The organism is Bacteroides caecigallinarum (assembly GCF_016901995.1).
In the GTDB taxonomy this organism is placed as follows: Bacteria; Bacteroidota; Bacteroidia; order Bacteroidales; family Bacteroidaceae; genus Phocaeicola; species Phocaeicola cellulolyticus.
This window is the reverse complement of the sequence record NZ_JACJLE010000246.1, coordinates 1-219: the sequence shown is the minus strand read 5'-3', so window position 1 is coordinate 219 and position 219 is coordinate 1. Positions and strand designations below refer to the sequence as shown.

The window sequence follows — 219 nt, the reverse complement described above, 5'->3', positions numbered from 1 at the left end:
TGACTCAACATGAATCAACAAACTGAAAAGTCTAATCTGTCTCAAAACTAATTCTGTTTAAGGCTAAACGTATATAACATCCTTAACGTGTCACGTGACAATGAAAGTTCACGGGCAATTAGTAATGCTCGGCTTTGCTGTCTCCAGCTTTACACCTGCATCCTATCAACGTCATCGTCTATGACGACCCTCAAGAAATCTAATCTTGTGGCCGGCTTC

The 219-nt window shown here is 41.1% G+C and carries 1 rRNA gene; it reads right to left on the bottom strand.

Features of this window, described 5'->3' with window-relative positions:
* Positions 1-97: 97 nt before the first annotated feature.
* Positions 98-219 (bottom strand): 23S ribosomal RNA (locus H6A61_RS15830); the annotation flags it as partial.